The sequence below is a fragment of the Amycolatopsis sp. NPDC003865 genome (assembly GCF_053605345.1).
On the sequence record NZ_JBSGJA010000016.1, the window covers coordinates 95,311 to 118,243 of the forward strand.

A 22,933-nucleotide genomic window follows, 5' to 3' on the forward strand; every position below is an offset into this window, starting at 1 on the left:
TCGATCCCGCTCAGGAGGATCAACCATGTACGAAAAAGACGGCGAAAAGTATTTCGTGGTGGACGCCCACACCCACTTCTGGGACGCGAGCCCGGACAACTGGGTGAAGGGGCAGGAGGAATACGCCAAGGGCTGGATCGAGTGCTTCCACGCCTACCAGGGGCTCGGCCCGAAGGAGACCCACTGGCCCATCGACCGGTTCCAGAAGTACTCCGAGGAACTGATGATGCACGACCTGTTCGAGGTCGGGCACGTCGACACGGCCATCTTCCAGCCGACCAACCTGCGGCAGTGGTACAAGAACGGGTTCAACACGACCGAAGCCGACGCGGCGCTCGCCGAGAAGCACCCGGGCAAGTTCCTCGTCAACACCACCTTCGACCCGCGCGAAGGTGACGAAGGCCTGAAGGCGCTGGAAGAGCGCGTCAAGCGCTATGGCTGCAAGGGTGTCAAGCTGTACACGGCCGAGTGGCACGGGGACTCCCGCGGCTGGAGCCTGAAGGACCCGGAAGCCGCGCGGTACCTGGAGAAGTGTGAAGAGCTCGGCGTCAAGAACATCCACGTCCACAAGGGACCGACGATCTGGCCGCTGGACAAGGACGCCTTCGACGTGTCCGATGTGGACTACGTGGCGACGAACTTCCAGGGCCTCAACTTCATCGTCGAGCACGTCGGGCTGCCGCGCATCGAGGACTTCTGCTTCATGGCCACCCAGGAGCGCAACGTCTACGCGGGGCTCGCGGTCGTGGTCGGCGGCCTGATGCACGCCCGGCCGAAGTTCTTCGCGAAGGTCATGGGCGAGCTGATGTTCTGGCTCGGCGAGGACAAACTGATCTTCGGCGCGGACTACGCCATCTGGGAACCCAAGTGGCAGGTCGAGGGCTTCGTCGACTGGAACATGCCGGCAGACGACGAGCTGTCGGACTTCCCGCCGCTCACCGTCGACCAGAAGAAGAAGATCCTCGGGCTGAACGCCGCGCGGCTCTACGACATCGACGTGCCGGCGGAGCTGAAGCTCGCGGAGCCGAAGTCGGTCGAGCCGGTCGGCGTGCCGAACTCATGACCACCCTGGTGCTCGGTGCCCGCGCCGCCGTGTGGGCGGCGCTGGGCACCGTCCGCGACCCCGAACTGGACGAACCCCTCACCGACCTCGGGTTCGTCGCCCGCTGCGAGGTGGACGACGAAGGTCACGCCGTCATCCGGCTGCGGTTGCCGACGTACTTCTGCGCGCCCAACTTCGCGTTCCTGATGGTGGCCGACGCCTACGACGCCGTGGCCGGCGTGCCGGGCCTGACCGGGCTCGACATCAAGCTCGACGACCACTTCGCCTCCGACGTCATCAACCGCGGGGTGGCGGCCCGGCAGGGGTTCGTCGCCTCGTTCGAAGGTGAGGCCGCTGACGAGCTGGACACGCTGCGGTACGACTTCGTCCGCAAGGCGGTGCTGGCCGGCACCGACCGCGTCTGCCGGTCCCTGGCCGGGCGTGATCCGACGGCGCTGACGCTCGGCGAGGTCCCGCCGAGCCCGGACCTCGACCGCCTGCGGGCCCGGCGCCGTGAGCTGGGCCTGCCCGCCGACGACGGCGACCCGCTGCTGCTCGACCCGGCGACGGGGGCGGCGGTGGCCCCCGCCGACGCGAAGCGCCACCTGGCCTTCGCCCGGCTGACCCGCACGAGCATGGAGGCCAACTCCGGCGTGTGCCGCGGCATGTTGCGCGCGCGGTACTCGCTGACCGCAGAAGAGGAGGGCACGGGATGAAGGCCGTGCGGCTGCAGAAGTACCACCAGCAACCGGTGATCGAAGAGGTGCCGGAGCCGCGCGCCACCGGACCCTTCGACGTCGTGGTCAAGATCGGCGGCGCCGGCGTGTGCCGCACCGACCTGCACATCATCGAGGAGCAGTGGGCCGAGAAGTCCGGCGTCGAACTGCCGTACACGATCGGGCACGAGAACGCGGGCTGGGTGCACGAGGTCGGCCCGGCGGTGACCAACGTCGAGGTCGGGGACACGGTCATCCTGCACCCGACACCCACCTGCGGGCTGTGCCACGCCTGCCGCGCGGGCGACGACATGCACTGTCCCAACGGGAGCTTCCCGGGCATCGACTCCGACGGCGGCATGGCCGAATACCTGCTGACGTCGGCGCGGGCGTGCATCAAGCTCGACCCGGCGACGCAACCGGAAGACGTGGCGGCGCTGGCCGACGCGGGCATCACCGCCTACCACGCGGTGCGCAAGGCCGTGCCGCTGCTGTACCCGGGCACCACGTGCGTCGTCAACGGCGCCGGCGGGCTCGGGCACATCGGCATCCAGTCGCTCAAGGCGCTCACCGCGACCCGCGTGATCGTCGTCGACCGCAACGCCGACGCGCTGAAGCTGGCGGCCGAACTGGGTGCCGACGAGACGGTCCTCGGCGACGGCAAGCAGGTCGACGCGGTGCTCGACCTGACCGGCGGCGACGGCGCGGAGGTCGTGCTCGACTTCGTCGCCGAGCAGGGTGCCCAGCAGGACGCCTTCGCGATGACCCGGCGCGCCGGGTCGCACTTCGTGATCGGCTACGGCAGCAACATCGACATCCCGACGATCGACATCATCTCCACCGAGCGCAACGTGATCGGCAACCTGGTCGGCACCTACAACGACCTGGTGGAGCTGATGGTGCTCGCCCAGGCCGGGAAGGTCACGCTCCACACGAAGAAGTACCCGCTGGACGCGGCTCTCGACGCACTGGCCGACCTCGACGCCGGTCGCGTGCGCGGTCGGGCCATCCTCACCCCCTAGGAGCTCCGAATATGGCGAAGGAACTGCGGTTCGGCTCGGACGCCCGCGACCTGCTGCTGGCGGGGGTGGACAAGCTGGCCGAAGCGGTCAAGTCCACGTTGGGTCCCAAGGGCCGCAACGTGATCATCGAGAAGATCACCGGCTCGCCGGTGGTCACCAACGACGGTGTCACCATCGCGCGCGAGATCCACCTGAAGAACCAGTTCGAGAACATGGGCGCGCAGCTGGTCAAGGAAGCGGCGATCAAGACCAACGACGTCGTCGGCGACGGCACCACCACGGCCACCGTGCTCGCCCAGGCGATCGTCCACGAGGGCATGCGGGCCATCGCGGGCGGCGGCAACCCGGTGCTCGTCAAGCGCGGGATCGACCACGCCGTCGGACTCCTGGTGGCGCACCTGGAGAAGCAGGCACACCCGGTGGTGTCCGAACAGGACTACGCGCGGGTCGCGGCGATCTCGGCCAACGACGACGACACGGTCGGCGCGGTGATCGCCAAGGCCCTGCACACCGTCGGCGACGGCGGCGTCGTGACGGTCGAGGAGTCGCCGTCGATCGGGATGAGCGTCGACTTCGTGGAGGGCTTCGAGTTCGACAACGGCTACCTCTCGCCGTACCTGGTCACCGACCCGGGCCGGCTGGAAGCGGTGCTCGACGACCCCTACATCCTGATGTGCGCGGAGAAGATCACCAAGGTGCAGCAGCTGATGCCGTTGCTGGACAAGGTGATGCGCGCGCCGCGGCCGCTGGTGGTGATCGGCGAGACGGTCGAGGGCACGGCGCTGTCCATGCTGGTGCACAACCACCTGAACGGCACGTTCCAGTCGGTCGCGGTCCGCGCGCCCGGCTTCGGCGACCGGCGGCTGCACAAGCTGGAGGACCTCGCCGCGATCGTCGGCGGCGCCGTCCTTTCGCGACAGTCCGGGTTCACGATGGAGACGATGACCCTGGACCACCTCGGCCGGGCCAAGCAGGTCCGGGTCACCGAGAACCGCACCACGATCGTCGGCGGCGCGGGTTCGTCGGAGGCGGTGGACTTCCGGGTCGGCCAGCTGCGCGCGGAGCTGGAGCGCGCGCAGTTCGGCGTCGACGAGGACGTCCTCACCGAGCGGATCGGCGCGCTGACCGGCAAGGTCGCGGTGGTCCGCGTCGGCGCGGCCACCCCGGCCGAGCTGAAGGAACTGCAGCACCGGGTCGAGGACGCGCTGTCGGCGACCCGGGCGGCGATGGCCGAGGGCATCGTGGCGGGCGGGGGCGCGGCGCTCCTGCACGCGGAGAAGGCGCTGGAAGGCCTCGGCCTGGACGGCGACCAGGCGATCGGCGTCGAGATCGTCCGGCGGGCCCTGGCCGAACCGGCGTACCTCATCGCGCACAACGCGGGCCACCCCGCGCACGAGATCGTCGCCCGGACCCGGGAGCTGGGCGACGACGAGGGCTTCGACGCCCTGAACGACCGCTACGGCGACATGATCGCGCTCGGCGTGGTCGACCCGCTGCGGGTGTGCCGGTCGGCGGTGCAGAACGGGGCGTCGGTGGCGGGCCTGCTGCTGACGACCAATTCGCTGATCGCCGAGGAGCAGACCCCGTGGGGCGGGAGCCCAGCGTTGATGACGGAGTTCGGTCCGCTCGACGAAGGGCTGCACCAGCCTTCGCCCGACGCGAGCACGCCGCAGTCGCTCGGGATGGGCCCCTCCGTGGGCTGAACCTTCCGTCCGGCCCACGGGGAACGGAGGTCCCCTCACCGGTGTCCTGAGCCCCGGTGAGGGGACCTTTCGCCGCCGGTTCGGCGGTCAGGCCACCAGGCCGTGCCGGGCCAGCTCGTGCCCGGCCAGCTCCTCGATGACGTCCCGGTCCCGCTGCCGCCACCCCGTCGCGGCCTCGCCGAGCGAAGCCAGCCGCCGCGCCGGCAGGGTCGTCAACGCCCGCAGTGCCAGCAGGTCGAGCCCCTCGTCGCCGAGCGCGCGCAGCCGGGCGGCCGCCGACGCGCGGCGCGTGAACCGCCAGCGCAGTGGCAGCCACGTCGTCACCAAGACCACCACCGGCAGCGCGATGATGATCACCGCCAGCCACCACGCGAGGCTTTCCACCGCCTCGATCTGCCAGTGGCCCGCGTCCGCCAGCTTGGCGCCGGCGGACGAACCGCCGTGCAGCGCCTTCGCCAGCGCGTCGCCGACGAGCGGGAGCCCGCCCGCCGAGTTCGCCGCCGAATCGAACGTGCCCCGCAGCCCCGTGCCCGCGTCGACGAGCCCGTCACCGGGAGCGCGCAGCTTCATCACCTCGTCGTGGGCCGACGTCCCCAGCCAGACCGCGAAGATCACGAGCAGCAGGGCGAGCAGGTCGCTGACGAGCTGGGCGGTGCGGCGGATCGGCCGTTCGGCGTAGAGCTGCATCGGAGTGCCTTTCGCGGTGGGGGAGCGCGGGCGCGGGCAACGTACCCGCGCTCCCGGCGACCGAACCGCGGCTAGCTCCGGACCACCTCCGCGAGCCCGGCCAACGCCGCGGGCAGCGGGCCTTCGTGCAGCACGCCCAGCCGTTGCGTCGCGCGGGTCAACGCCACGTACAGGTCCGCCGCGCTGTCGGCCAGGATCGCCGCCGGTTCGACGACGAGCACCGCGTCGTACTCGAGCCCCTTCGTCTCCGACGCGAGCACCGCGCCCGGCACCCCCGGCGGCCCGATCACCACACTCGTCCCGGGACGCCCGGCCTCCTCCCGCACGAACTCCTCGATCGCCGCGGGCAGTTCGTCACCGGTCACCTGCCTGGACCACGGCGGAACCCCGCACGCCCGCACGGACTCCGGGGGTACGACGTCCGGCGCGAAGTCGGCCAGCACCGCCGCCGCGACCGCCATGATCTCCGCCGGCGTCCGGTAGTTGACCGTCAGCGAGCGGTACACCCAGCGGTCGGCCACGTACGGCGCGAGCATCGCGCCCCATGACCGCGCGCCGGCCGCCGAGCGGCGCTGGGCCAGGTCGCCCACCACCGTGAACGACCGGCCCGGGCAGCGCCGCATCAGCACCCGCCAGTCCATTTCGGACAGTTCCTGGGCCTCGTCGACGACCACGTGCCGGTAGGTCCAGTCCCGGTCCGCCGACGCCCGCTCGACCAGCGTGCGCGTGTCGGCCTCGACGAATCGTTCGGCCAGGTCCTCGGCGTAGAGCAGGTTCTCGGCCGAGAGCATGACGTCTTCGTCCATCTCCTCCCGGTCCAGCTTCATCGTCTGGAAGACGCCCTCGGCGTACTCGGCCTCGGCCCGCCGCCGTCGCGTCTCCGCCGCGGCGGCCGCCTTCTCCGCGGTCTTGTCGTGGCCCAGCAGGTCGACCAGCTCGTCGAGCAGCGGCACGTCCGACACGGTCCAGGCGGCACCCTCGGCCCGGAACAGCGGCGAGTCCGCGGGAAGCGAGGCGTACCACGAGGACAGCAGCTCCTCCGGCGTCAGGACCGGCCACAGGGCGTCCAGCGCCGCGCCGAACTTCGCGTCGCCGGCCAGGTCGGCCAGCAGCCCCTTCCGCATGCTCTCCCACTCGTCCTTGTCGTCGCGGCTGAGCCAGCCGCGGCCGATCCGGCCGATCGCGCGTTCGGTGAGCACGTAGGTGACGATGTCGGTGAACACCGCGCGGGCCTCGTTGTGCGGCAGCCCGCTGTCGCGCGCTTCCTGCCGGGCCCACTCCGCGGTCTCGGCGTCGATCCGCACGGTGACGTCCTTGAGCACGACCGGCACCGGTTCGGCCGGCAGCCGCTGCCGGTCGGCGACCGCGGCCTTCAGCACGTCGAGGATTTCCAGCGATCCCTTGAGCCGCGCGGCTTCCGGCGTGTCCTCGGCGGTGACGTGCAGGCCGGGGACGAGGTCGCCGGTGGTCGTGAACACGACGTCGGTCTCGCCCAGCGACGGCAGGACGCGCCCGATGTGGTTCAGGAACGCCGGGTTCGGCCCGACGACCAGGGCGCCGTGCCGTTCCATCCGCTCCCGCTGCGTGTAGAGCAGGTACGCGACGCGGTGCAGCGCCACGACCGTCTTCCCGGTGCCGGGGCCGCCCTCGATCACCAGCACGCCCGGGTGGTCGAGCCGGATGATCTCGTCCTGCTCGGCCTGGATGGTCGCGACGATGTCACGCATGCCCTCGCCGCGCGGCGCGTTGACCGCGGCGAGCAGGGCGGCGTCGCCCTGCGCGTCCCCGCCGGGCCGGCCCAGGTCTTCGTCGGTGAAGCCCAGCACCCGCCGCCCGCGCGTGTGGAACTGGCGGCGCCGGCGCATCCCCTCCGGGTTCGCGCCGGTGGCGGTGTAGAACGGGCGCGCCGCGGGCGCCCGCCAGTCGAGCAGCACCGGCCGGTACTCGTCCTCCTCGTCGAACAGCCCGACGCGCCCGATGTAGGTCCGCTCGTCCGAGACGGCGTCCAGCCGTCCGAAGCACAGCCCGTTGTCGACGACGTCCAGCCGCTTCACCTGCCGGCCGAGCGCCCGTACGCTGACGTCCCGTTCCATGGCGCCGACGCCGTTGCCGCCCAGGGCGGCCTCGTACTCGGCCTTGACCCGCGCGCGCTCGGCGTCGAGCCGCGCGTACAGCCCGGCGACGTGGTCGCGCTCGGACCGCAGTTCCGCTTCGTACCCCTGTGTCACATTCCCTCTTCGTTGTCCCGCTACAGCTTTCAGGCAGTGGGTGTGCCGAACCACTTCCGCAGCACGCCGGGCAGCCCGGCTTCGTCCTCGCCGGCCCAGACGACGTGGCCGTCGGGCCGCAGCAGCACCGCCGGCACGTCCAGTTCCTCGCTGACGTCGACGACGTGGTCGACCCGGTCCTCCCAGCCCGCCGCCGACAGCCGGCCGGTCTGGTCGAGCAGCAGCCCGCGGCCGGTGTGCATCAGCCCGTAGAGCCGGCCCTGCTTCAGCTCGACGTCCCGCAGCCGCCGTCCGAGCAGCGCGGGCCCGTCACCGAAGTCGTAGCGGATGCCGATCGCGATGATCTTCTCGGTGAGGTACCGGTTGACCTCGTCGAAGTCCATCAGTTCGGCCAGCAGCCGCCGCGCCGCCTGCGGGCCGGGCTCGAGCAGGAGCAGCTCCATCTGCGCGCGGGTGTTGTTCAGCACCTCTTCGGCCACCGGGTGCCGCTCGGCTTCGTAACTGTCCAGCAGCCCTTCCGGCGCCCACCCGTGCACTTCGGCGGCCAGCTTCCAGCCCAGGTTGAACGCGTCCTGGACACCGAGGTTGAGCCCCTGCCCGCCGACCGGCGGGTGGACGTGCGCCGCGTCGCCCGCCAGCAGCACCCGCCCCACCCGGTAGCGCTCGGCCAGCCGGGTCGCGTCGCCGAAGCGCGAGAGCCAGCGCGGCGAGTGGATCCCGAAGTCGGTTCCGGCCGTCTTGACCAGCTGCTCCTTCAGCTCCGCCAGCGTCGGCGGGGTCCGCCGGTCCTCGGCGACGTCCCCGGCGGGGACGCCGACCCGGTAGGTGCCGCCCTCCACCGGCATGAACCCGAACCGCTTCTGGGTCTTGCGGACCTCGACGTTGGCGGTGTCGATCTCCTCCCGCGAAACGCCCACCTCCACCTCGCCCAGCAGCGTGTCGTTCCGGCTCGGCTCGCCGGGGAACCCGACGCCGAGCAGCTTGCGCACGGTGCTGCGGCCGCCGTCGCAGCCGACCAGGAACCGGGCGCGCTCCCGCGTGCCGTCGGCCAGCTCGACCGTCACGCCGTCGTCGTCCTGGCTCAGCCCGGTCACCTCGTGGCCGCGCCGGATCTCGGCGCCCAGCTCGAGCGCGTGCTCGGTCAGCAGGCGGTCGATGACGGGCTGGTGGATGCCGAGCGTGTACCCGTGCGCGGTGTCCAGCTTGTCCGGCGACGGCTTCGGAATGCCGGCGAAGAAACCCCCGACCGGGTACTTCGTGCCCAGTTCCAGGAACCGCTCCAGCAGCCCCCGCTGGTCCATCACCTCGATGCTGCGCGCGTGCAGGCCGAGCGAGCGGACGACCTTCGTCGGCTCGGCGTCCCGCTCGAGCACCAGCACGCCGACGCCGTGCAGCCGCAGCTCCGCCGCCAGCATCACGCCGGTCGGCCCGCCGCCGGCGATGATCACGTCGAACAAAAAAGACCCCCTTGCATCACCCGCGTTTGCGCAGGTTGTGGCAACGGCTGAGAATTGTGCGGCACAACGGGGGTCTTGCCGCAAGCCCGGGGGTGCGCTATACGTTGGACATGGAGGGGAGTGGTTTTCCTCCCTCCGGTCTCCGGGACGTCTTCCCAGATCCAGCCCGTTCCTACCAGGTTCGCTTCGTCGCGTCCGGTCGATCTATGACGGCTGTCATAGTGTGGTTCCGGTCGCACTGTGCTCTCATGGAGTCATGACAGCTGTCATAGAAATCCGGGAGCTGGGCGACTGCCCGGCGGACCGGGACCGCGTCGCCGCGCTCGTCGCGGCCTGCTCGCCGGAAAGCCTCCGGCTGCGGTTCCTGATGGGCGGCCCGGCGTTGCCGGCCGAGGTCTTCCGGCGCTACGGGCGCTTCCTGCTCGCCGGGGCGCCCGCGCTGCTGGCCGTCCGGGACGGCGTGCCCGTGGGGCTGCTCAACTTCGTCGCGGAGACCCCGGGCGAAGCCGAGATCGGGATCCTCGTCGCCGACCCCTGGCAGCGGCGGGGGATCGGCAGCGCGCTCGCCCGGTGGCTGTGGGCGTCCGGGCGGTGGCCCGGCTGGACCGTGCGGGCCACCGTGCGCGCCGGCAACACCGGCGCCGAGGCTTTGCTGCTGCGTCAAGGGTTCCGGCCGGTGCCGACCTACGAACGCGGCGAACGGGACTTCGCGCTGGTCGTCCCGGACTGGGCTACCATGACGGACGTCATGAAGGAGGCGGCGGATGACGCGGACACCCCGCGAGCGGATGGTGCTGAGCGCCGCGCAGCTGGTGCGGATCCACGGTGTCGGGGCGACCGGCATGCGGGACGTGGTCGCGCACGCCGAGGCGCCACGGGGGTCCCTGCAGCACTACTTCCCGGGCGGTAAGGACCAGCTGATCGCCGAAGCCGTCGCGTGGGCGGGGGACTACGCGGCCCGCCGCGTCGCGCGGATCGCGGCGAAGATCGAAGACCCGACACCGGGCAAGCTCTTCGAGGCGATGGCCGCCCAGTGGCGCGACGAGTTCACGACACTGGGGTTCGACGCGGGCTGCCCGCTGGTCGCGACGGTCGCCGACACCGCGGCCACCAGCGAGAGCCTGCGCGAAGCGGTCGGCAAGGCGTTCGAGGGCTGGCAGCGCCCGGTCGCCGCGACGCTGCGCGAACTGGGCGTGCCGGCGGCCCGCAGCGCGTCGCTGGCGGTGCTGATGCTGAGCGCGCTGGAGGGCGCGATCGTCCTGGCCCGGGCGCACCGGGACGTCACGCCGCTCGACACGGTGGTGGCGGAGCTGCGCCCGCTGCTCGACGGTGCCGTGGCCTAGCGGCCGCGGAAGAACTCCCGGATGTCCCGCACCAGCACTTCGGGCGCTTGCAGGGACGCGAAATGGCCGCCGGTGTCGTACTCGGTCCAGCGCGTGACGGTGTTCGACAGCGCGGCGAGACCGCGGATCGCGTGGTCGCCGCGGAAGTTCGCCACCGCCGTCGGCACGCCCGACGGCGCCGGCCGCTCGCCCCAGCCGTCCTGGGCCGCCTCCCGGTAGAGGCGCGCGGCCGAGCCGGCGGTGCCGGTGAGCCAGAAGATCGTCACGTTCGTCAGGATCGCGTCGCGGTCCACCGGCGTCTGGGTCGTCGATGTGGGGTCCCAGCCTACGAACCACTCGAGGTTCCAGGCGAGCTGGCCGGCGGGGGAGTCGTTGAGCGCGTAGGCGAGGGTCTGCGGCCGGGTGGCCATCTGGGTGGCGTAGCCGGAATGGCCGTACCACCAGGCTTGGTTCTCCTCCGCCCGTTTCCGGTCCTCTTCGGACAGCCGCTCGAGGTCGCCGGGCGCGGTCGGCACCCCGGCATTGGCGACGGCGTTGACGTGCACGCCGAGCACCGCCTCCGGAGCGACCCGGCCCAGCTCGGGCGAGACGATGCTGCCGAAGTCGCCGCCCTGGGCGCCGTAGCGCGCGTAGCCGAGCCGTCGCATCAGCTCGGCCCACGCCCGGGCGGTGCGCCGGGTGTTCCAGCCGCGGTCGTGCGTCGGACCGGAGAAGGCGAAGCCGGGCACGGACGGCGCGACGACGTGGAAGGCGTCGGCCGGGTCACCGCCGTGGGCGCGCGGGTCGGTGAGCGGGCCGAGGATGCCGGCGAAGTCGGCGACGGTGCTCGGCCAGCCGTGGGTCAGGATCAGCGGCGTGGCGGCCGGCTCGGGGGAGCGGACGTGCAGGAAGTGCACACGCTGGCCGTCGACGGTGGTGGTGAACTGGGGGAAGGCGTTGAGCCGCGCTTCGTGGGCACGCCAGTCGTAGCCCGCCTGCCAGTATTCGACGAGCTCGGCGAGGTAGGGCTCGCTGACGCCGTAGTCCCAGCCGGCGCCGGGCAGTTCGCCGGGCCACCGGGTCCGCGAGAGCCGGCTGCGCAGCTCGTCGAGGTCGGCCTGCGGGATGTCGATGCGGAAGGGATCCATGGAGCCAGGATGGCGTCCGATCCGGACAGTTCCGGTCCTGATCGTCAGGTGTGCGGGGGAAAATGCGCGGAACCCCCGCCGGCCGCTGGGGCCGAAGGGCGCCGTCACAGACCGCCGCTGAACACGCCTTTCAGCTCATCGTCGACTGGTGCGTCGGTCTGCACTTCCTTGCCCATGACTTTGCTGATCAACGACACCAACGCTCGCTCGCGCCGGCTCACGACGGACTCGAAGTCGTCGCTTCGGAGATCGACGGCGGAGACTTGGTGGGAGCGCACGTTCCGATCGATCGTTTCGGGAGTCGTTTCGGCACTCTTCGCGAGTCCTCGCAGGTAGACCGACGGCGGCCGGCCACCGATGATCCGGTTGGTGCGTGCGGTCAGCGGTGTCTTGTTGATGATGGAGTTGTAGCGGTTGGCGTCGATGCCTGCCTTCTCGCACCACACTTTGGGAAAGATGTGGTGGATGTCGACGGCGTTGTCGAAGTAGTTCTCGTCGGACATGTCCGAGCCGGTGCACCAGTCCAGGGGGCTTTCGCGCAGGAGGAGGGCGTACAGGCCCTTGTAGGCGGCGGATCCGCGGGTGCGCAGCGACCACAGGCGGCTGGAGACGAACTGGGCTTCCTGCACGGTCCGCGGTTCGGTTTCCGCCCCACGGACCCAGTCCACCAGGTCCGGGACGTCGCGCGCGAACCGCGTCTCCGTGGTGCCGCCGTACAGCTCGCCGAAGACTCCGCACCAATACCAGCGGGAGATCTTCTGCCGGGCGCCGACCGTCTCCGCTTGCTGTCGCAAGAGCGCGAACACGGCGGCCATCGGGATCAGCTGGCTGCCGTAGGGCAGGAACCTGGTGTCGAAGATGTGCTGGGCGTGGAGGAACTGCGCGGCCGCCTTGAGGCCTTCGGTCACGTCCGGGGCCCACTTGAGGTATTCGGGCAGGGTGAGGTTGAGCATGTCCGCCCGGCGACAGCCGATCCGGGGAGCACTGGCCTCGTCACGTCCGGCCTCGATCGCCGCCTGCCGCCGCTCGATGGTGGCGAGCAGGGCTACGGCCTGCAGAAAGTCGGTGTTGGCGACGTTGGCCAGGATGTCGTACTTCCCGGTGTCCCACGCCGCCTCGCGGTCCTTCCAGTCCTGGCGCAGGTCGAAGTCGTCGGCCGCGAACGTGGCGGTGAGCAGCTCGAAGACCGTGAGCGTGACGCCACCCGTGTTCACCTTCTCGAAGACCTGGCAGACGGCTTGCCGGGGCGTGCCGCGACCGAGTTCGATGACGGGCAGCTGGTACTGGAGGAAGCGCTGCACGACGACGTCGTGAAAACTGCCCCACAGCTTGAAGTTCTCGCTTTGCCGTTCGGGGTCGAACTGGCAGAAACCCATCATCCACTGCATGGAATCGAACAGCGCGGTACAGGGGAACATCCTCGCCGCGTATTCCTTTTCGGGCGTGGAGAGGTCGAGGACCGTCCGGCCGCGGAAGTCGAGGCGGATCTTCGTTTCCGGCACGAACACGATCGCTTCCTCGCGATCACCCTCGTCGAGGACAGCCCGCTCCATGTCGAGGTAGAACCATCCCTTGACATCCTTGCTCCGAACGTCCTGGGTCTCGACGGGTGCCTTGCGAAAGATCGACTGGTAGAGGGACGTCAGCCGTTGCTGCCCGTCGAGGATCAGCCGGTCGGGAGTGGTTTTCGGCGACGGCGGGGCGCCTTCGACGGCACGGGTCTTGAAGCGGGTTTCACCGCCCTGCCTCAGCATCATGACCGTGCCCGCCGGGTAGCCGAGCGAGATGGAGGCGATGAGGCTCGCGATGTTGCGGTCCGGCCAGACCCACCCGCGCTGGAACTCGGGCAGCTGTGTTTCGCCCTGGTCGACCTGCGAAAGCAGGTCCTTGAGGAACTCCTTCTCGATACCGAAGGCCTCGACACCCACATCTGCTCCGTTCTTTGCGCCGTCCGCCCTATGTCGTTGACGGACGACGAAAGGTTTCAGAGTGGAGGTCAAGGAGCGATATCGATCGACGCTCTCAGGTGTGCGTACCGCCGTCGATGCGGATTTCCGTGCCCGTGATGAACTTGCCGTCCTCCGAAAGCAGCATCGCCACCACCCCCGCCACCGTCTCCGGGCCCGCCACCGCGTTGCCCACCTCCGTCGTGTGGTCCGTCGGCAGGATCGGCAGCAACCGCCCGAACAGCGAAAAGTCGACGTCCGGCGGCAACCACTGAGCCGCCGAGTCCGTGATGCCGCTCTTCACGCTGCCCGGCGCGATGCTCACCGCTCGCAGCCCCTGCTTGCCGTACTCCAGCGCCAGCGCGTGCGTGAACGCCTGGATCCCGCCCTTGCTCGCGCAGTACGCCGCCATGTACGGGTGGGCGAACGTCGCCGACGTCGAACTGAAGTTGACCACCACGCCGTGCTCGGAGGCGAGCAGCGCGGGCAACGCCGCGCGCGTCACCAGGAACGTGCCCGTCAGGTTCACCGCCAGCACCCGGTTCCACAGCTCCAGCGACGTCTCGTGCGTGTGCGACGCCAGCAGGATCCCCGCCGCGTTGACCACCGCGTCGAGCCCGTCGAGGGCGTCGGCCGCCGCGGCCACTCCGGAGCTCACCGAGGTCTCGTCGGCCACGTCCATGACGTACGTCGTCAGGCCCCCGCGCGGTGCGGCCTTCCGGGTGTCGATCAGCCCCTCTTCGTGGACGTCGACGCCGATGACGAGGGCACCCTCCTCCAGCAGGCGGAAGACGGTGGCCCGGCCGATGCCCGAGGCGGCTCCGGTGACCAGGATGCGGCGATCGCGCAGGCGTTCCATGGCGATCACCGTAGCCGGGGACCTACAGCGCGGGCACCCTCTCGTCGGCGGGCGGCGGGCCGGGTGGCGTGCCGTCGCCGAACGGGCGGCCGCCCAGCTCCTCGCGGCCGTGCGGGGTGAGCCAGCCCGCCGGGTCCGGCCCCAGCGGCACGATCCCGCTCGGGTTCACGTTCTTGTGCACCACGTAGTAGTGCTCCTTGATCTGCGCGAAGTCGATCGTGTCGCCGAAACCGGGCGTCTGGAACAGGTCGCGCGTGTAGGCCCACAGCACCGGCAGCTCGGTCAGCTTCTGCCGGTTGCACTTGAAGTGGCCGTGGTAGACCGCGTCGAACCGGACGAGCGTCGTGAACAGCCGGACGTCGGCTTCGGTGATCGTGTCGCCGACCAGGTACCGCCGGTCGGCGAGCCGCTCCGACAGCCAGTCCAGCCGCGCGAACAGCTTGCGGTAGGAGTGCTCGTATGCCTCCTGCGAGCGCGCGAACCCGCACTGGTACACCGCGTTGTTGACGTCGGTGAACACCGACCGCGCGACGTCGTCGATCTCGTCGCGCAGCTTCTCCGGGTACAGCTCGGGCGCGCCGTCGCGGTGGTACGCGGTCCATTCGGTCGACATGTCCAGCGTCATCTGCGCGAAGTCGTTGGTCACGACCTGGCCGCTCGGGACGTCGACGAACGCCGGCACCGTGATGCCGCGCGGGTACTCCGGGTCGCGCTTGAAGAACGCCTCCTGCAGCCGCTCGATCCCGAGCACCGGGTCCCGGCCGCCGGGGTCCAGGTCGAAGCTCCAGCTCCGCTCGTCGTGCACCGGCCCGGCGATGCCCATCGACAGGACCGGCTCGAGGCCGAGCAGCCGCCGCACGATCACCGCGCGGTTGGCCCACGGGCAGGCGCGGGCGACGACCAGCCGGTAGCGGCCGGGCTCGACCGGCCAGCCGTCGCGGCCGTCGGCGGTGATGCGGTCCGGGATGTAGTTCTGGTCCCGCTTGTACTCGCCCTTGTCGCTCATCGGCGTCCTCAGCAGTCGTCGGTCGGGGGAGCGGCGTCGAGCGCCGCGGCCAGCCGGGCCAGCACCGGCCCGGCCGTGCGGATGTCGTCGGCGCTCAGGTGGTCGAACACCGAAGCCCGCACGCGGGCCAGGTGGCTCGGGTAGGCCGCCTCCAGTCTGGCCAATCCCGCGCCGGTCAGCACGGCGTTGGACGCGCGGCCGTCCTCGGCGCACTTGCGCTTCTCGACCAGGCCGCGGCGGGTGAGGTCGTCGACGACCCGGCTGATCCGGCTCAGCGACAGCCCGGTCGTCGCGGCCAGCGCCGAGATGCGGAGCAGGTGGTCGGGGGCCTCCGACAGCGCGACGAGCACGCCGTAGTCGGTGATCGCCAGGCCGGTCTCGGGCAGGAACTGGTCCTCGAGCGCTCGCGGCAGCGCGGTCGTGATGCGCATCAGGGCCCGCCAGAACGGGGCTTCGTCGAGGTCGAGCGCGGACTGTTCACCCATACCGGCGAGTCTAGCCAATGCTTGCTTGCGCAACCAGTAAAAGTGAGTACAGTGTCGTTGAACCCTCAATCACCTGGGGGCGCCACCACGAGGAGATGACGTAGAGCCATGACCAGCGCGACCACCTACCCCCAGCTGACCGGTGAGTACACCCTGGACGCCGCCCACTCGCGGATCGGGTTCGTCGCCCGGCACGCCATGGTGACCAAGGTCCGCGGCAGCTTCAACGAGTTCACCGGCACCGCGACGATCGACGGGGACGCCCCGGAGAAGTCGTCGGCCCAGGTGACGATCCAGGCCCACAGCATCGACACGCGCAACGCCGACCGCGACGGTCACCTGAAGAGCAACGACTTCCTGTCGATGGACGAGTACCCGCAGATCACCTTCACCTCGACCGAGATCAAGCAGACCGGCGAGACCAGCTTCGACGTGACCGGCGACCTGACCATCAAGGACGTCACCCGCTCGGTCACCGTCCCCTTCGAGTTCGAGGGCTCGGCCAAGGACCCGTTCGGCAACGACCGGATCGGCTTCGAGGGCTCGACCACGATCAGCCGCAAGGACTACGGCATCACCTGGAACGCCGCCCTCGAGACCGGCGGCGTCCTGGTGAGCGACAAGGTCACCCTCGAGTTCGAGATCTCCGCGATCAAGAACGCCTGACGCCGGGAGCGGGGGCCGGTGCCGGGGGCCGGTTCCCGCTCGCCCGCAGGTTTTCGATCCCCACGTCGAGCGCCGCTTCCAGGTGGTCGATGCGGCCGGTCGACAGCATCACCACCACGCCGCCCTGCAGGCCCGCCAGCAGGGCGGCCGCGGTGCGTTCGACGTCCAGGTCCGGGCTCACCTCGCCCGCGTCCCGCAGCCGGACGATGCCCGCTTCGAGCTCGTTCTGCCAGCTCCGCAGCAGCTCGGTCACCACGGCCTGTGCGCCCGGGGTGGCCCGGCCCAGCTGGGAGATCAGCACGTTGAGCGGGCAGTACTGCCCACGCTCGCGGTAGTGCGAGACGACCGTGTCCCGCCAGCGCCGCCACGCCGGCCACGAATCCAGCTCACCCAGCTGCGGCTGCTGGGCCGCCATCACCTGGGTCGCTTCGAACCGCGCGACCGCCAGCAGGAGCTCTTCCTTGCCTTCGGGGAAGTAGTGGAAGAGCTGGCTCTTGCTGGTGCCCGTCCGGGCGCGGATGTCGTCCAGGGTGGTGACGGCGACCCCGCGTTCGCGGATCTCCGCCGCGGCGCCCTCGACGATCCGCTGCCGCGTCGCGGCGCCCTTCCGGGTCAGCGTTGGACTCACGGGTCCACTTTAAACCGGTGTCGCCGCGCCCTGCCACCGCGGAACAATCCGGACATGTCCACGTCGACGCCGCTTCCGGTCCTGGCGCTGATCAGCGCGGTCTCCGGCGCGGTCACGGCGTGGTGGATGCTCCGCCGCGACCGGCCCGCCGCGGTGATCACCTCGCCGCCGCCGGTGGCGGCCGTCCCCACGCAGCTGCCGGCCGACGAGCGCGCCGCCCGCCTGGCCGGCCTGGCGCACTTCGCCGAGGAGGCCGACGCCGACCCCGGCCTGCGGCAGGAGTGCGTCGACGAGCTGGTCGCCCACCTCGGTCACTGGTGGCCCGACTGGGCGGCGTGGCAGGCGGAGGTCCGGGCGCTCCTGCTCCCGCACCTGCGGCCGGGGTCACCGCGGTTCTGGCCCGGAATGGACCTCCATGCGGACGGCTGCGTGTTCCACGACATGGACCTGCGTGGCTGCGAGGTCCGTGACGTGGTCTTCCACCGCGTGCGCTTCGTCGGCGACGCGCGCTTCGACGGCGTGGTGGCCACTCGGTTGGTGAGCTTCGAAGGGTGCTGTTTCGCCCGCCACGCGTTCTTCGGGGGCGCCCGGTTCGAGGCGGGGGCGGATTTCGGGAATGCCACCTTCACCGGCACGGCCTCGTTCGCCGGAGCCACCGCCGGCGGCGAGGTGTGGTTCGACGAGGCCCGGTTCTCGGCCCGCACCGACTTCTCCGGGAGCGCGTTCGCCGACGTGTCGTTCGCGGACGCGGGCTTCGCCGGCCGGACGTCCTTCCGCGACACCCGCTTCGGCGACGCCTTCTTCGGCGGAGCGCGCTTCGGCGGGCACGCCGACTTCGCGGGCGCGACGGCGACCCGGTTCCGGTTCTCGCGGGCGCGGGCCCGCACGGACGTCCACGTGCGCCGGACGTGGCCGCCGGGCTGGGCCCTCGGACTTCCGGCGCCACGCAAGCCGGGCACCTGGGCCGGGGTCGTGCGCGGGAAACCGGGTTAGCACGCGGTTTCCCGCGCACGACCGGTGATCGGCACCTCCGCGCCGTCCCGCAGGAAGACCGGGATCCGGTCCGGGGGAGCGTCGGCGTCGACCCAGTCGCCGCCGTCGTGGCGGGAGCCGGTGACCGCGTCGGTCCAAGACGCGCCGGCGGGCAGGTAGACGCGCCGGGAAAGCACGCCGGGGGACAGCACCGGCGCGACCAGCACGTCCGGCCCGAGCAGGAACTCGTCGGAAACGTCCCACGCGGCCGCGTCCGCCGGGAAGTCGACGAACAGCGGCCGCATCGGGGGGATGCCTTGCTCGTGCGCCACCCGCATCTGCTCCATCAGGTACGGCCGCAGCCGCTCCCGCAGCCGCAGCGACGCCACGATCGAGGAGTAGGCCGAAGCGCCGTAGGACCACACCTCGTTGGGACCGCCGGTCATCGACGGCCCGAAGGCGGTGCGCGGGTCGCGGAAGCCGTGCAGGCGGAACAGCGGGCAGAACACCCCGTACTGGAACCACCGGACCAGCAGCTCCCGATAGGACTCCGAGGCCGGGTCGCCGCCGTGGAAGCCACCGATGTCCGTGGTCCACCAGGGAATCCCGGCCAGCGCCACGTTCAGCCCCGCGCGCACCTGGGCCCGCAGCGACTCCCACGTCGCCCCGACGTCGCCCGACCACAGCGCCGCCCCGAACCGCTGGCTGCCCGCCCACGCCGACCGGGACAGCAGCACGACCTCGTCGTCGCCCTCGGCGCGGATGCCGTCGTGGAAGGTCTGCGCGTTCGCCTGCGGGTAGAGGTTGAACACCGCCGAGCCCGGGCCGGCGTGGAAGCCGAGGTTGTGCGGGTGGCCGGGCTGGATCTCGGGCTCGTCGCCGTCCAGCCACCACGCGCGCACGCCCAGGTCGTAGTAGTTCTCCTTGACCTTGCTCCAGACGTACCGCCGGGCCGCCGGGTTGGTCGCGTCGTAGAACGCCACCGGCATCTCGACGTCGAACCCCTTGTCCTTCCAGGGCGCGTGCGCCGGGACGCCGTTCTCGGCGGCGACCAGCAGCCCCTTCTCGTGCAACTCCCGGTAGTTCGAAGACAACGGGCTCACCGACGGCCACACCGACACCATCAGCTTGGTACCCAGGGCGGACAGCTCCCGCACCATCCCGGCCGGGTCCGGCCACTCGGCCGGGTCGAACCGCCAGTCGCCGAGGTGGGTCCAGTGGAAGAAGTCCGCCACGATCACCGACAGCGGCAGCCCGCGCGCGTGGTACTCGCGGGCGACGGCCAGCAGCTCGTCCTGCGTGCGGTAGCGCAGCTTCGACTGCCAGAACCCGGCCGCCCACTCCGGCAGCATCGGCGCGTACCCGGTCGCGTCGGCGTAGTGGCCGAGGATCTCTCGTGGCCCGTCGCCGGTGGTGACCCAGTAGTCGAGCTGGCGGGCGTCGTCGGCGACCCAGCGGGTGCCGTTGGCGGCCAGCTCGACCCGGCCGACCGCCGGGTTGTTCCAGAGGAACCCGTAACCGCGGCTGGACAGCAGGAACGGCACCGACACCTCGGCGTTGCGCTGCACCAGGTCGAGGACGAGGCCTTTCTGGTCGAGCCGGCCGTGGGTGTGCTGGCCGAGGCCGTAGACCCGCTCGTCGTCGTAGGCGGTGAACCGCTGCTCGAGGCGGCCGTACCCGTTGCGCGACGGCATGAACAGCCGAGCGCCGGGCCACCAGAAGTGCGCGCGCTGCTCGGACAGCAGCTCCTCGCCGGTGCCGGTCCGGACGAACCGCAGCTGCGCGTCGATGCCCGTGTCGGTGTCGGCGATCTCGACGATCGCGGTCAGCGGGCCGTTGACGACCTTGCCGGTCCGCTCCTCGACCGACGCGGTGGCGGCCGACGGCTTCGCGGGCAGCAGCGCCCCCGGGACGTCGTCGGCAATGCGATGGCGCCCCGCGCGCACGCGCAGGCTGCCGTCGCCCCACGGTTCGATCCGGAGCACCTCGTGCCGCACGGTGACCTCGAGCGAGCGGCCGTCTTCGGACGTGATCACGCGCATCTCCTTAGTCTTTGACGGCGCCGCTGGTCAGCCCGGCGACGACGTACCGCTGGGCGACGACGAGCAGGACGGCCGCGGGGACCGCGGCGAGGACGGCGGTGGCCATGACCCCGTTCCAGTCGGCGGACTGGTTGCCGACGAACCGGTAGATGCCCACGGTGATCGGCTCGAACGACCGGCCGGTGGTGAGGGTGACGGCGAACAGGAAGTCCGCCCACGCGAACAGGAACGAAAACAGCCCGGCGGTGACGAGTGCGTTGCGGCTGACCGGCAGGATGATCGACACGAACGTCCGCCAGTACCCGGCACCGTCCACCCGGGACGCTTCGGTGAGCTCCTTCGGCACGGAGATCATGAACGCCCGCAACAGCAGCACGGCGAACGGGATGGTCGCGGTCGAGTCCGCGAGCACCAGCCCCAGGTAGTCGTCGATCAGCCCGAGGTTGCCGAACACGGTGTAGAGCGCGTTGGCCATCACGATGCCGGGGATCATCTGCACGATGAGCAGCACGAACACCAGCACCGGCCCGCCGCGGACCTTGAGCTGTGCGAGCGCGTACGACGCCGGCGCGGCGATCGCGAGCGACACGAGCACCGTGCCGAGCGCGACGACGACGCTGGAGAGCAGGTGCGGCCCTTGTGAGGCGAAGGCCTTGCGGTAGCCGTCGAGCGTGCCGTCGGACGGGAAGAACGCCGGGTCGGGGCGCAGCAGCGCACCGCTGGGCTGGAAGGAGGCGTTGACCATCCAGTACAGCGGGAACAGCAGCACCGCGACGATCAGGACGCCGAACACCGTGCGCGGCCAGGACGAGGTCTTCATGCCGCCGCCTCGGTCAGGGTCGCCTTCGCCGAACGCAGGTACAGCAGCCCGAACCCCGTCGCCACCAGGATCAGCACGTTGCCCACCGCGGCGCCCTGCCCGAACGCGAAGTCCCCGAAGCTCAGCCGGTAGGACCACGTCGTGAGCGTCTGGGTCGCGTTGGCCGGGCCGCCGCCGGTGACGACCATGATCACGTCGAACACCTTGATCGTGTAGACCAGCCCGAGCATGAGCACGATCCCGGTGACCGGCCGCAGCAGCGGCCAGGTGACGTGCCGGAACCGCTGCCACGCGCCCGCGCCGTCCAGCGCCGCGGCTTCGTGGAGCGACGCGGGGATCGCGCGCAGGCCGCCGTGCAGGATCACGAGGTTGAACGGGATGCCGATCCAGATGTTGGTCAGGATCACCGCCGGCAGCGCCCAGGCCGTGCTGCTCAGCCACGGCACCGCGTCGAACCCGAGGAACCGCAGCGCGGCGTTGAGCACGCCGTGGTCCTGGTCGAACATCCACCGCCACACCGCGCCGCTGACGACCAGCGGCAGCAGCCACGGCAGCAGGAGCAGCGACCGCAGCAGCGTGCTGCCGAGGAAGCGGCCGGTGAAGAACACCGCGAGCGCCAGGCCGATGCCGAACTGGAAGAGCAGTGAGCCGGCGGTGAACAGCACCGTGTCGAGCACCGCCGTCCCGAACAGCGGGTTGCCGAACACGGCCGTGTAGTTGCCGATGCCGACGAAGGGCGCTTCGCCGGTGTAGAAGGACTTCACCGTGTAGTTCTGCGTGCTCATCACGACGTTCGCGGCCAGGGGGTAGCCGAAGAACACCACGATGTAGGCCAGCGCGGGCAGCAGGAACGCCCACGCGGCGAACCGGCTGCCGCGCCGCGGTTTCCGGCCGGCGCCGGGGTTTCCGGCCGCGACGGCCGGGGCGACCAGCGTCACGAACCGCTCGCCTGCTGGGCGGCCTTCAGCGCCTGGTCGGCGGGCTGCTTGCCGGTGAGCGCCGCCTGCAGCGCGTCGGCCAGGGCCTGCGAGACCTTCGGGTACTTCTCGCCGAGTTCGGCGGTGCGGGAGCGGGCGCTGCCGACCTCGTCGACGAACGCCTGCATCGCCGGCTGCTCCGCGCCGAACTTCGCCGCGGTGGCCGTCTTCGACGGGATGTAGGCGTGGGCCTTGCTCCACTCGAGCATGGTGGGCTCGGCGAGGACGCAGGAGAGCACCTTGCCGGCGGCCTGCTGGGCCGGCCCGCCGGTGACCGGCACGGTGCCCACCTCGCCGCCGAGCGCGACCACCGGCTTCGCGCCCGCCTGCGGCACCGGGATCGGGACGACGCCGTAGTGCAGCGCCTTCTGCTCGTCGAGCCGGGCCAGGTTCCACGACCCGTTGACCATCATCGCCGCGTTGCCCGCGACGAACTGGTCGGCGACGTCGTTCTGGTTCCACGTCACGACGGACTTCGACGCCGACCCGGAGGTCACCAGGTCCGTCACGAATCGAAGCGCTTTCACCGACTGCGTCGAGTCCAATTGCGACAGTTCGGCGCCGTTGCTCCAGAAGAAGGGGAGGAACTGCCAGGTGCCCTCTTCGGACGGGATCGCGGAGAAGGCGAGGCCGTACTTGCCGTCCTTGGTGAGCTTGGCCGCGGCGGCCTTCAGCTCGTCCCAGGTCTTCGGCGGTTCGACCCCGGCCGCGGTGAGGAGGTCCTTGTTGTAGATCAGCGCGAGGCCGTTGACGCCGGGGGCGACGCCGTAGACCTTGCCCTGGTACGTCCCGGCCTTGACGATGCTGTCGTAGTAGCCGTCGGTGGTGATGCCGTAGGTGTCCAGCGGGGTCAGCGCGCCGGTCGCGGCGACCTGCTGCAGCGTCGGGTTGTCGGTGAAGAGCAGGTTCGGCAGCGTCCGGGAACTCGCGCCCTGCAACACCTTCGGCAGCATCTGCGCGGTCGGCACGGTCTGGCGCTGGATCTTGATCCCGGTCTGCGCCGCGCACGCGTCGAGGATCTTCTGCCACGCCGCCGAACCCTGCTCGTCGGCGTAGTAGTCGAGCTCGGTGATCGACGACGCGGGTGCCTCGCCGGCCCCGGAGGGCGGGGCGGCCGGGCTGGGGCTGCAGGCGGCGAGCACGGCGGCGCTCGCGGCCAGGACGAGGGCGCGACGGGGTAGGGACACGGTGATCCTCCTTCGACGCT

Annotated in this window: 21 protein-coding genes; 8 read left to right on the forward strand and 13 right to left on the reverse strand. The window is 70.9% G+C overall.

Features of this window, described 5'->3' with window-relative positions; translation table 11 throughout:
• Positions 1–25 precede the first annotated feature (25 nt).
• From ACWEVP_RS32850 to groL, 4 genes are read left to right on the forward strand one after another with little or no spacing between them, the layout of a single operon-like run.
• On the forward strand, positions 26–1,063 hold the full coding sequence (locus ACWEVP_RS32850) for an amidohydrolase family protein (protein WP_452066441.1): 1,038 nt from the start codon (positions 26–28) through the stop codon (positions 1,061–1,063).
• Complete coding sequence (locus ACWEVP_RS32855; RefSeq protein ID WP_452066442.1) at positions 1,060–1,758, forward strand: metal-sulfur cluster assembly factor; 699 nt, start codon at positions 1,060–1,062, stop codon at positions 1,756–1,758. Before ACWEVP_RS32850 ends, ACWEVP_RS32855 begins: the two co-directional genes overlap by 4 nt.
• Positions 1,755–2,780, forward strand: coding sequence for an NAD(P)-dependent alcohol dehydrogenase (locus ACWEVP_RS32860; RefSeq protein ID WP_452066443.1), 1,026 nt, complete (start codon positions 1,755–1,757; stop codon positions 2,778–2,780). Before ACWEVP_RS32855 ends, ACWEVP_RS32860 begins: the two co-directional genes overlap by 4 nt.
• Before the next feature lie 11 nt (positions 2,781–2,791).
• The gene (gene groL / locus ACWEVP_RS32865; protein WP_452066444.1) at positions 2,792–4,483 is read left to right on the forward strand and encodes a chaperonin GroEL; all 1,692 of its coding nucleotides are present in this window, start codon (positions 2,792–2,794) and stop codon (positions 4,481–4,483) included.
• 87 nt (positions 4,484–4,570) lie between these two features.
• Here the strand turns inward: groL and ACWEVP_RS32870 are convergent, their stop codons facing one another.
• From ACWEVP_RS32870 to rox, 3 genes are all read right to left on the reverse strand, one after another.
• Entirely contained in the window at positions 4,571–5,170 is a 600-nt protein-coding gene (locus ACWEVP_RS32870; protein WP_452066445.1) for a hypothetical protein, read from the reverse strand.
• 71 nt (positions 5,171–5,241) lie between these two features.
• Positions 5,242–7,398: an RNA polymerase recycling motor ATPase HelR gene (gene helR, locus ACWEVP_RS32875; RefSeq protein ID WP_452066446.1), complete on the reverse strand. Its 2,157-nt coding sequence runs from the start codon at positions 7,396–7,398 to the stop codon at positions 5,242–5,244.
• A 29-nt stretch (positions 7,399–7,427) separates the two neighbouring features.
• Positions 7,428–8,855, reverse strand: a complete 1,428-nt coding sequence (gene rox / locus ACWEVP_RS32880) for a rifampin monooxygenase (protein WP_452066447.1) — start codon at positions 8,853–8,855, stop codon at positions 7,428–7,430.
• A 256-nt stretch (positions 8,856–9,111) separates the two neighbouring features.
• Between rox and ACWEVP_RS32885 the strand changes: the two genes are divergently transcribed.
• Both ACWEVP_RS32885 and ACWEVP_RS32890 read left to right on the forward strand, forming a co-directional pair.
• Positions 9,112–9,765, forward strand: a complete 654-nt coding sequence (locus ACWEVP_RS32885) for an N-acetyltransferase family protein (protein WP_452066448.1) — start codon at positions 9,112–9,114, stop codon at positions 9,763–9,765.
• Positions 9,698–10,198 carry an LmrA/YxaF family transcription factor gene (locus ACWEVP_RS32890; protein ID WP_452066449.1) on the forward strand — a complete coding sequence of 167 codons (501 nt, stop codon included), beginning with the start codon at positions 9,698–9,700 and terminating at the stop codon, positions 10,196–10,198. The genes ACWEVP_RS32885 and ACWEVP_RS32890 overlap by 68 nt, the downstream gene beginning before the upstream one ends.
• On the opposite strand, the gene ACWEVP_RS32895 is transcribed toward ACWEVP_RS32890, so the two are convergent.
• The 5 genes from ACWEVP_RS32895 to ACWEVP_RS32915 form a co-directional block, all read right to left on the reverse strand.
• Positions 10,195–11,325 (reverse strand): epoxide hydrolase family protein, encoded by a 1,131-nt coding sequence (locus tag ACWEVP_RS32895; RefSeq protein ID WP_452066450.1) that lies wholly within the window; start codon positions 11,323–11,325, stop codon positions 10,195–10,197. The genes ACWEVP_RS32890 and ACWEVP_RS32895 overlap by 4 nt on opposite strands.
• 104 nt (positions 11,326–11,429) lie before the next feature.
• Positions 11,430–13,325, reverse strand: a complete 1,896-nt coding sequence (locus tag ACWEVP_RS32900) for a GmrSD restriction endonuclease domain-containing protein (RefSeq protein WP_452066451.1) — start codon at positions 13,323–13,325, stop codon at positions 11,430–11,432.
• 22 nt (positions 13,326–13,347) lie between these two features.
• A complete protein-coding gene (locus tag ACWEVP_RS32905; protein ID WP_452066452.1) occupies positions 13,348–14,130 on the reverse strand; it encodes an SDR family NAD(P)-dependent oxidoreductase in 783 nt (260 codons plus the stop codon).
• Positions 14,131–14,152: 22 nt separating this feature from the next.
• Positions 14,153–15,136 (reverse strand): glutathione S-transferase family protein, encoded by a 984-nt coding sequence (locus ACWEVP_RS32910; protein ID WP_452066453.1) that lies wholly within the window; start codon positions 15,134–15,136, stop codon positions 14,153–14,155.
• Positions 15,137–15,144: 8 nt separating this feature from the next.
• Positions 15,145–15,621 carry a MarR family winged helix-turn-helix transcriptional regulator gene (locus ACWEVP_RS32915; RefSeq protein WP_452066454.1) on the reverse strand — a complete coding sequence of 159 codons (477 nt, stop codon included), beginning with the start codon at positions 15,619–15,621 and terminating at the stop codon, positions 15,145–15,147.
• A 108-nt stretch (positions 15,622–15,729) separates the two neighbouring features.
• Here ACWEVP_RS32915 and ACWEVP_RS32920 point away from each other — a divergent pair, with 108 nt between their 5' ends.
• On the forward strand, positions 15,730–16,287 hold the full coding sequence (locus ACWEVP_RS32920) for a YceI family protein (protein WP_452066455.1): 558 nt from the start codon (positions 15,730–15,732) through the stop codon (positions 16,285–16,287).
• Here ACWEVP_RS32920 and ACWEVP_RS32925 read toward each other — a convergent pair.
• Positions 16,274–16,915 carry a TetR/AcrR family transcriptional regulator gene (locus ACWEVP_RS32925; RefSeq protein ID WP_452066456.1) on the reverse strand — a complete coding sequence of 214 codons (642 nt, stop codon included), beginning with the start codon at positions 16,913–16,915 and terminating at the stop codon, positions 16,274–16,276. The genes ACWEVP_RS32920 and ACWEVP_RS32925 overlap by 14 nt on opposite strands.
• 54 nt (positions 16,916–16,969) lie before the next feature.
• Here ACWEVP_RS32925 and ACWEVP_RS32930 point away from each other — a divergent pair, with 54 nt between their 5' ends.
• Positions 16,970–17,908, forward strand: coding sequence for a pentapeptide repeat-containing protein (locus tag ACWEVP_RS32930; protein ID WP_452066457.1), 939 nt, complete (start codon positions 16,970–16,972; stop codon positions 17,906–17,908).
• Here ACWEVP_RS32930 and ACWEVP_RS32935 read toward each other — a convergent pair.
• Genes ACWEVP_RS32935 through ACWEVP_RS32950 form a run of 4 tightly spaced genes read right to left on the reverse strand, consistent with a single transcriptional unit; the run spans position 17,905 to position 22,913 of the window.
• Positions 17,905–19,923, reverse strand: coding sequence for a glycoside hydrolase family 31 protein (locus ACWEVP_RS32935; protein ID WP_452066458.1), 2,019 nt, complete (start codon positions 19,921–19,923; stop codon positions 17,905–17,907). The two genes, ACWEVP_RS32930 and ACWEVP_RS32935, sit on opposite strands and share 4 nt — an antisense overlap.
• Before the next feature lie 10 nt (positions 19,924–19,933).
• Positions 19,934–20,749 (reverse strand): carbohydrate ABC transporter permease, encoded by an 816-nt coding sequence (locus ACWEVP_RS32940; protein ID WP_452066459.1) that lies wholly within the window; start codon positions 20,747–20,749, stop codon positions 19,934–19,936.
• Positions 20,746–21,681: a carbohydrate ABC transporter permease gene (locus tag ACWEVP_RS32945; protein ID WP_452066569.1), complete on the reverse strand. Its 936-nt coding sequence runs from the start codon at positions 21,679–21,681 to the stop codon at positions 20,746–20,748. Before ACWEVP_RS32945 ends, ACWEVP_RS32940 begins: the two co-directional genes overlap by 4 nt.
• A gap of 2 nt (positions 21,682–21,683) precedes the next feature.
• Positions 21,684–22,913, reverse strand: coding sequence for a sugar ABC transporter substrate-binding protein (locus ACWEVP_RS32950; RefSeq protein ID WP_452066460.1), 1,230 nt, complete (start codon positions 22,911–22,913; stop codon positions 21,684–21,686).
• Positions 22,914–22,933 lie beyond the last annotated feature (20 nt).